General features: G+C 56.5%; 10 protein-coding genes and 2 pseudogenes. 1 reads left to right on the top strand and 11 read right to left on the bottom strand.

Going from position 1 to position 7,605, the window contains the following annotated elements; genetic code table 11:
• The 10 genes and pseudogenes from PH551_RS32405 to nodB all read right to left on the bottom strand — a co-directional run.
• On the bottom strand, positions 1–219 hold a 219-nt coding region (locus PH551_RS32405), incomplete at its 3' end, for a transposase (RefSeq protein ID WP_285193331.1).
• Between the two features lie 63 nt (positions 220–282).
• On the bottom strand, positions 283–648 hold the full coding sequence (locus PH551_RS32400; RefSeq protein ID WP_285196377.1) for a transposase: 366 nt from the start codon (positions 646–648) through the stop codon (positions 283–285).
• 182 nt (positions 649–830) lie between these two features.
• A complete protein-coding gene (locus PH551_RS32395; protein WP_004679201.1) occupies positions 831–1,247 on the bottom strand; it encodes a cupin domain-containing protein in 417 nt (138 codons plus the stop codon).
• A 206-nt stretch (positions 1,248–1,453) separates the two neighbouring features.
• On the bottom strand, positions 1,454–2,242 hold the full coding sequence (locus PH551_RS32390) for an ABC transporter permease (RefSeq protein ID WP_004679202.1): 789 nt from the start codon (positions 2,240–2,242) through the stop codon (positions 1,454–1,456).
• Between the two features lie 3 nt (positions 2,243–2,245).
• Positions 2,246–3,160, bottom strand: a complete 915-nt coding sequence (gene nodI, locus PH551_RS32385) for a nodulation factor ABC transporter ATP-binding protein NodI (RefSeq protein WP_018247215.1) — start codon at positions 3,158–3,160, stop codon at positions 2,246–2,248.
• 99 nt (positions 3,161–3,259) lie between these two features.
• Positions 3,260–3,552 (bottom strand): annotated as a pseudogene (locus PH551_RS32380) (carbamoyltransferase C-terminal domain-containing protein); the annotation flags it as partial.
• Positions 3,553–3,618: 66 nt separating this feature from the next.
• Positions 3,619–3,876: a carbamoyltransferase N-terminal domain-containing protein gene (locus PH551_RS32375; protein ID WP_004679207.1), complete on the bottom strand. Its 258-nt coding sequence runs from the start codon at positions 3,874–3,876 to the stop codon at positions 3,619–3,621.
• A 36-nt stretch (positions 3,877–3,912) separates the two neighbouring features.
• Positions 3,913–4,530: a nodulation methyltransferase NodS gene (nodS, locus tag PH551_RS32370; RefSeq protein WP_010028264.1), complete on the bottom strand. Its 618-nt coding sequence runs from the start codon at positions 4,528–4,530 to the stop codon at positions 3,913–3,915.
• Between the two features lie 15 nt (positions 4,531–4,545).
• Positions 4,546–5,877 (bottom strand): chitooligosaccharide synthase NodC, encoded by a 1,332-nt coding sequence (gene nodC, locus PH551_RS32365; RefSeq protein ID WP_004679211.1) that lies wholly within the window; start codon positions 5,875–5,877, stop codon positions 4,546–4,548.
• Positions 5,877–6,536 carry a chitooligosaccharide deacetylase NodB gene (gene nodB / locus PH551_RS32360; RefSeq protein WP_004679213.1) on the bottom strand — a complete coding sequence of 220 codons (660 nt, stop codon included), beginning with the start codon at positions 6,534–6,536 and terminating at the stop codon, positions 5,877–5,879. Before nodB ends, nodC begins: the two co-directional genes overlap by 1 nt.
• Positions 6,537–6,937: 401 nt before the next feature.
• Here nodB and PH551_RS32355 point away from each other — a divergent pair.
• Positions 6,938–7,307 (top strand): annotated as a pseudogene (locus PH551_RS32355) (nodulation protein NodZ); the annotation flags it as partial.
• Positions 7,308–7,411: 104 nt separating this feature from the next.
• Here the strand turns inward: PH551_RS32355 and PH551_RS32350 are convergent.
• Positions 7,412–7,605, bottom strand: a 194-nt coding sequence (locus PH551_RS32350; RefSeq protein ID WP_285196376.1) for an integrase core domain-containing protein, incomplete at its 5' end; no start/stop codon positions are given.

Genomic DNA, 7,605 nt, shown 5'->3' with positions numbered 1-7,605 from the left:
CGGCACCAAAGTCGCCGTATCAGACCTTGGCTCCTCGATCCGGCAAAGCTCTTTGCGCCAACGGAACAACTGGCTGACATGGATGCCGGCCGCGCGGGCAATCTCGGAGATGACCGCGTCTGGCTCAAAGCATGCAGCGACAAGGCGCTCTTTATCTTCGCGTGACCAGCGCCGACGGCGCTCTACAGACGTGATCACCTCAATTGGATGCTTCGTCATATGACTACTCCTAGTGTTACCACTAGGACTGGCAGTCAGAAGCCCTCTATCGCAAGACGGCCTTCACCGTGGGCTTACGTTTTTTTTGAAGGTCTTGCCTTCGCTGCGCAGAAAGCGCCAGACGGTGTCGTGAGACACGTTGATCCCCGCAGCCTTCAGGTCCGCCGACAGTGCGCGCACCGTCCAGTCGGACTTGACTTGTAGCCGCTGACGCACTGCATCGGCGGCCGCACCCCTCAGTGTCGGTTTGACATAGCCGCCGATCTTCGCCGGCACCAGGCCTTTACCTGAACGATCGAGTTGTCCGATCCGCACCGCTGTCGCAGCCGATATGCCAAACCGCTCCGCTGCGGCGCGAACCGTAATGCCATCACTCAACGCTGTCGCAATGCGCGTTCGCAAATCCAGAGAAAGAGGTCGCACCATCATTGCCGGCCTCCACACCAGCAATGACCTTGAATCACAAAATTGAAGGCAAGGGAATCTCCGCACGATTCCGATTAGCGCTGACAGACTCTAGCAAGGAGCGGCAAACCAACCCCTAATATGGGACGGGTTCACCACATCCGAGCCGTGGCGCCAGATTGCCCTCCGGTGATACCTCAACGTCTTTATTTTTGCGGCAGAACATTCTCACTGCCCTTTTCCACCTGATCGATCACGAGCAGCTTTACCGGCTCGGTGCCGTTGTTCGCCCCTTTATGCCATATCCCCCAGGACTCGACGATAAAATTCCCTGCCGTGAAAATGCTTTCTTTCCCAGATTCTGTATTGGTGACCGTGATCTCCCCGGAAAGCACATAGCCATAGCGCTGATAGCGATGCTGATGAATTGGCAACGTCGCACCGGGCGCAATCTCATAAATCGAAGCGATGACCTCGACATCCTTCCGTGGAACGATGATGGGCTGACCGGCAATCGTACGATCGGTCCTTAAGATAGGCGTAGCCGCGACCGCATTGTTTTCGAACGCGTTCGCGGGACACGCCAGAGCAAAGAGCGCCGTAGCGATTGAGATGACCTTCATTTGCTTTTCTCCTGATACACGCCGGATCTTCCTGAAGGGTGTTTGCTTCCGAGTTCGGCCAGTTGCAGAGCGACAAACCTGCATCGTCTCACCGGCGCCGACACGGGTTCATTTGTTCCCGGACTATGATGATTATCTTCAGAGCTCTGCGGGTCTTTTCAAGATACTGCATCGCAATACCCCTCATGGCGTGGTGGCGAGTAGCGTCAAGACATCAGGCGCCGACGCAACAGCGCTGCCGACAGGAAGAACGGCAAAATCGCGTAGATGCAAAGCGCGCCTATATGCATGCCCATGCTGCCCGCGGGGCGCCCAAGCATTGCCGGGCGTATGAGGTCGATCGCATGCGCTAGAGGCAAGAACTGCGCTACCTGCTGAAAGGCCTGGGGCAGTTGCGCGATTGGAAACACCGCGCCGCACAAGAACAGCATTGGTGTCAGGACGAGCGTCTGGTAAAAAATGAAATACTCGTAACTGGGCGCAAGCGCCGTGACTACCATCGCAAGGCTCGCGAATGCAAATCCAGTGAGCATGATAACTGGCAGCACATAGACGACTGATGGCCACGTCGTATAGCCTAGCACGGTGGCGACGATTATGATTCCCGTACCGGCAAGAAATGCCTTGCTCGCTGCCCATGCCAACTCACCCAGGATGATGTCCCCAAGTGTCATTTGTGTGTAGAGCATGGCTTCCCAGGTGCGTTGGGCGTGCATTCGCGTAAAGGCCGCGTAAATCGTCTCGAACGTCGCAGAGGTCATCGCACTTGTCGCCACCATGCCGCCCGCCAAGAACGCAACGTAAGTTGTGCCGTCAACGCGACCCACAATAATTCCGAGGCCAAGGCCGAGGCCAAAAAGGTAGATCATAGGATCGGCCAGACTTCCAACAATTGACGCAAGTGCTACTTTCTTCCATGCCAGATAGTTGCGTCGCCATATCGCAATCCAGTTAAAAGCGTTGGCGGGCAGAGCCGCGGCACAACCTTCACCCATCGTTCACTTCTCCATCTCGCGCCCGGTCAACCGCAAAAACACATCCTCAAGATTCGGCGGACGCTGCAGAATGCGCAAGCCCGCGCGCTCCCGCAACCGCACACGCACCTGCTCCGGGTCGGACACATAGCAAAAAAGGGTCTCGCCGCTAATTTCGACGCGATCGGCATATGGCCCGACCAGCGATTCCAATTCATGCGGATCGCCGCCGTAGATCTCAATGACTTCGCACCCGATCAGTTCATCGATCAGGTCATGCGGACGCCCTTCGGCAATGCTGCGACCTCTTTCGAGTACGCAGAGTCGATCGCATAGCCGTTCGGCCTCTTCCATGAAATGGGTGGTCAAGATGATCGTTTTGCCGCGCGTAAGCAGGGAACGCAGGCGCTCCCAGATCAGGTGGCGCGCGTGCGGGTCGAGACCGGTGGTCGGCTCGTCCATGACAAGTAGCTGCGGGTCATTGATCAACGCACGCGCTAGCGTCAGGCGCCGCTTCATGCCGCCTGAAAGTTCAGACACACGCGCATTCACCTTGCTCTCTAGGCGTGCAAACTCAAGGAGCGACGGCATGACCGCCTCGACTTTGCGTGTATTCATGCCGAAGTAGCGGCCGTAGACCAGCAGATTCTCGCGCACAGTGAATTCAGGCTCAAGGTTGTCGAATTGCGGCACCACGCCGATACCCTTTCGCGCCAAGCGAGCCTGGGCAGGCACCGGCACGCCGAGCACAGTAATCTTCCCCGCATCAGGGGCTGTCATGCCAAGGATCATGCGTGCGATCGTGCTCTTGCCCGCGCCGTTCGGTCCAAGCAGCCCGAAGCATTGCCCCGGAGAAACGCGGAACGATAGCGCGTTGACCACGGCCTTGTCGCCATATGTCTTGCTTACGTCGGAAAAATCTATTGCGGACATGAACATGCGCTCATCTGACCGTCGGGCGCCGTTGACTGGCATTTCTTCGGTTGGTTGTGTTCTTCTTGGTCCATCGCACCGTATGTGTTCATTGCGTCTCCATTAAAGGGCCGCAGCAGCATCCGGGAAAACGCCTCGTCCGTGGTAATTGGCACTCGTGTTGCAGAGCAGCCGAATGTCCCTGAGCTTGTTACATTCGAAGAGTAGCTCGGCGACTTCACGGAGAGAGTGCCTGGGATGGTCTGCAATCGTGCAGATTCATCGAGATGGACAACAGCCGGAATTCTGTCCTGGCATCTCATCCGCGTCTGATGCTTAAACAACATTTCACAATCCGGAGTTCGAGGGATGACTATATAAGGCGCACGCTCCTCCAGGCAGATCGGCGCCACGAGGCGGAGCCACGGGCTGCGGTGGCCGCGCGGCACCTATCACGATAATAGTTCTTGCAGGGAAATGCCCTGTCATTGGAACGAGACCGGGGCCCTCGACGGATTCGAGAGAACTGTCAGCATTGCACCCCTTCCATCGATGATTTGATCAATAACGCGTTGATCCGGACCGTGTTGCGCCAATGCGGCGCCAATCACGTCGAGATTGTCTAGAGTTTCATATCGCGGGTCGTTGCCCCGCTTCTCCTGCTCGACGCAGGAGGCGAGCCACCCATCCTCGACAAGCGCGTCCGCTCCGTCACGGGTCAATTTTGTACCACAGACGCGCATAGTGTCTCCATGTCTGAACGTCGAGGGTTGGGGCCGTTAAGAGGCAGAAATCGGATTCCGGAAACAGGCGAGTAAGCAATCTTCGTTGACCGACCCACCCCGACACTCAAGCCGCTCTAGCTCGAGCAAAGTTTCGTTCAGCATGCCGAGGACCGTCTCAGCACCAGCAACGTGGCCCCAGCGACGACAATTGGCGTCGCGCGCCGATCCGAAAACCAGATATCCACCTGGCGCAAGCATCCGCACTAAATTCCGAACAGCCCCTCTCATCTCGGCTATTCCTCCAACGTAGTAGAGCACTTCCGCCACAACGATCAAATCAAACCTCTCGTCAGGTGAAAACTGTTGAACATCAGAGACTATCCAGCTGATGTGCGGAGAATCCCTCATGCGTCGACGCGATCTTTCTATAGCGTGAGGCACAACATCGATCACGGTGAGCCGTTTGCAGTGGGGGGCTAGCTGCACCGTAAATGCGCCGGCAGCGCATCCCACTTCGAGCGCATTTGAGATGGATCCCTGGGCAAGCGCCAAGCGGAGCATTTGCGTGTGACGCTCACGCTCGAATGGATTGGCGTCGAGTCCCCATGGATCGGGTGCAGCCAGTTCCCGATTCAGCAATTGATAATTGTCGCTCTGTGTCAACTCGTTCACCTCGGTAAATAGATCTTACTCGTCGCTGCACATGCAGTCAGACGTCGTTCGCCTGGCAGAATCGCGGGCGGGGTTGAGCCTTCGAGGCGCTGTCGCATGTCCAGAACATTCTGTAGTGCGCGCATCAGTCGCCGGATGTTGATTCGAGTTGCCAGCAGAGCTGCGCGACAGCCAGTCGCTATTGCTCAGCGTGCACAGCGCGTAGGCTTTCAAGGGCAGTAGCAGAAAAATATTGATGAATGCATGCAGAGAGAACCCGAGGAACCGTCGTTGGCGGGCCCGGAGCGCGACAACGCTGCAGTGGATCATCGTCATGGCCACGATCATCAGGGATGCCAACCAAGGCACGGTGCCCGTCAATGCAAGCTGTGCGAGCCCCGTCAGCACTGATAGTGCCAGAAGCAGCGGTCCGAGGTTCTGTCCGACAACGTCGAGCGTAAGGAAGCGATGGAGGTTGGGCAGCAGGCGCAGCCCAAGCAACGTGTCCCGGTACGTGCTCCGCGCCCAGCGTAGTTGTTGGCGCAGATACGGTCCTAGCTTGTTCGGAACGACTGTCGCTGCGATGGCGCTCGGCACGTACTCCGTTCGAAAGCCTGCCTTCAGCATAAGAATGGTGAGATGCCGATCCTCACCGAAATCGCTTGGCTTTCCCCGAAAATACTGTGATTCGTACTGGTCAAGCAGCGAAGCGAGCGCAGAGCGACGGTAGATAGCACATGGACCGCAGCAGCACATAACGGCTCCGAAGCGAGCTTGTGCCGCACGCTCCTCGTTGCAAGCCAGCCAGTACTCCATATCGATCAAACGGGTCAGCCAACTATCGTTTCGGTTGCGGGCCGTCAACTGTCCCATGGCCGCGCCGACAGCCGGATCTTGCATTTTAGGCACGAGCTTCCTGATGACATCAGATGCGAGGATCGTGTCGGAGTCGACGTTTAACACCATATCTCCAGCAGAGCGGCGTATCGCGGCGATCTGTGCCTTCCGTTTACCAACATTCTGGGGAAGCAGGAGAATATTGAATCTGGGGTCTCGTGCGAAGGCCTCGTGCACAGGTCGCAAAGCCTCGCGATTTTCGGAACCGTCATCAACTAGGTAAACCTGCAGCCTTCCCCCGTATTCCTGACCCGCAATAGAAGCCAGGCACTCCGAAAGCGTGCGGGGATCCTCGTTGAAGCTTGGCACGATGACATCTACGCTGGGCAGCTCCTCAAAGCCGGCCAAGCTCTGGGACGCCAATGAAACATCGGTCGGCAGAGAATAAACGGCCTGCACGCTTTTATAAGCAGTCGAGAGAAGTGCATAAAGCGAGACGGCGACAGTGCTGGTTGTGTCAAGCATATCCATCAGAACTCCCGAGGAAGCGAGCGGAATACAAAGCCGCGATCATGCAAAGCTGGAATTATGCTAGATAACGCCATGATAGTCTGGTGGCGCAGACTGCGGTCAGTTCCTTGTTGCATTTCACTGGAGGGACAACCGTCGTGCAAGAGCACGATTGACCCCGGCCGGACAGACTGCAGCACATCATTGACAATGCCGTCGGCCCCGGGAAGAGACCAGTCTCGCGGATCTACCGACCAGTGCACGGCAGTGAGTTCCGCATTCGCCGAAACCTTGAGCACTTCTTCGGTCCAGATGCCGTAAGGAGCCCGGATGTGCCGCACCACCGCCTGAGGCGACGCCATTTTTATGGCTCTGTTTGTCTCGAGTATCTGACGTTGCACCTCGTCGGGTTCGCAGTCAGACAGGTCTGGATGCGTCATTGTGTGGTTGGCGACTTCATGTCCCTCTGCAATCATTCGCTGGATCAATTTAGATTGATCGGCCAGGAACTCGCCGATGACGAAGAATGTTGCCGGCACCCGGTGTTCAGCCAGAATATCGAGAATCTCCGGTGTACAAAATGGATGCGGACCGTCGTCGAACGTCAAATAAACGCTGTGACTACCAGTGCCGTCATCGCGCTCACCGTGCACTTCGCACGAGCAATCGAGGTGCGTCATTGCTCTCGTCCTTTCCGGTAAATTATCCTGGTGGCATTCGGAGACCGGCCACCAAAGGGTAGGATGATGACGCCGCGCGTGGACGCAGGTCGAAACGCGCGCGTGGCAGCGTGTAGCGTACGCCGTTTCCCCAAAATAGCGGTCACCAGGCCGCCTCGTCTGAATCTGTCAATACCGCGGCTCGTTGCGGACTGTACCGAGTGCGATTGGTGGTGAACCCCCGAGCTGTCGACGATTGCAAGGTGATGCAATGGGCTGATCGACCGCTTATGCAAGCATTACATTCCAAAGCCACACATTTGACCCCTCTACACCACTGGGCGCGCCATCGACGACTTGATTTCCGTCAAGATGCTCGTCTAATGGATCACGCCATTCAATTCGTAAAATCGATTGTTTGGATGATACCCATTCACAGCATAGATAAAATTCGAGCTCCACGGTTCCTGCTAACGGACCGAGCCTGTTGTCGTGACTGGCGGGGGACTTGCGTCGTCGTTCCCTGGAAGAACTTATGAGCCGATTCAAGATATTGCTGGCGTACGGGTTATTTGCGATGACCAGATCACCAGTTCTCATTTCCGGGACCGTTCTTCCCATCATGGTGGAACAAGCCCTCAATCGAGAGTGTTTACCGCCCCGATGAACAAATTTTCCGGGAACGTGAACCGAGCTTCTTTAAGCCCAGGACGATACTGATGCTAACACGGTAGTTTGTGATGCCTGTTAATGTGGCGGTGCGACCAAGCTGCCGAACGCCAGATATTTCAGATGACCTGCCACTGAATTTTCATCCGGCGGCGATTAGAGCCTCGGCGGTCTTTGAAACGCTCCCAAACGTTGGACCACCGGATGCTAGAGTTTTCCGGCTTCATTCAGGGAGGCGGGCTGGTTGCGCCTCCCGAATTCACCAACGAGATCGGCACCTTGTTGCCGATCGCACCATGAGGTCTTTCCTCATTGTAGTATCTACGCCAATCCTCCATCTTTTCGCGGGCATCCGCAAGGGTCAGGAACCAATGCTGGTTCAGGCATTCTGCACGGAAGCGGCCATTGAACGCTTCGATGA

The organism is Rhizobium atlanticum (assembly GCF_030182485.1).
Lineage (GTDB): Bacteria > Pseudomonadota > Alphaproteobacteria > Rhizobiales > Rhizobiaceae > Rhizobium.
The sequence above is the reverse complement of the archived record's forward strand: the minus strand, read 5'-3'. Positions and strand labels throughout refer to the sequence as shown.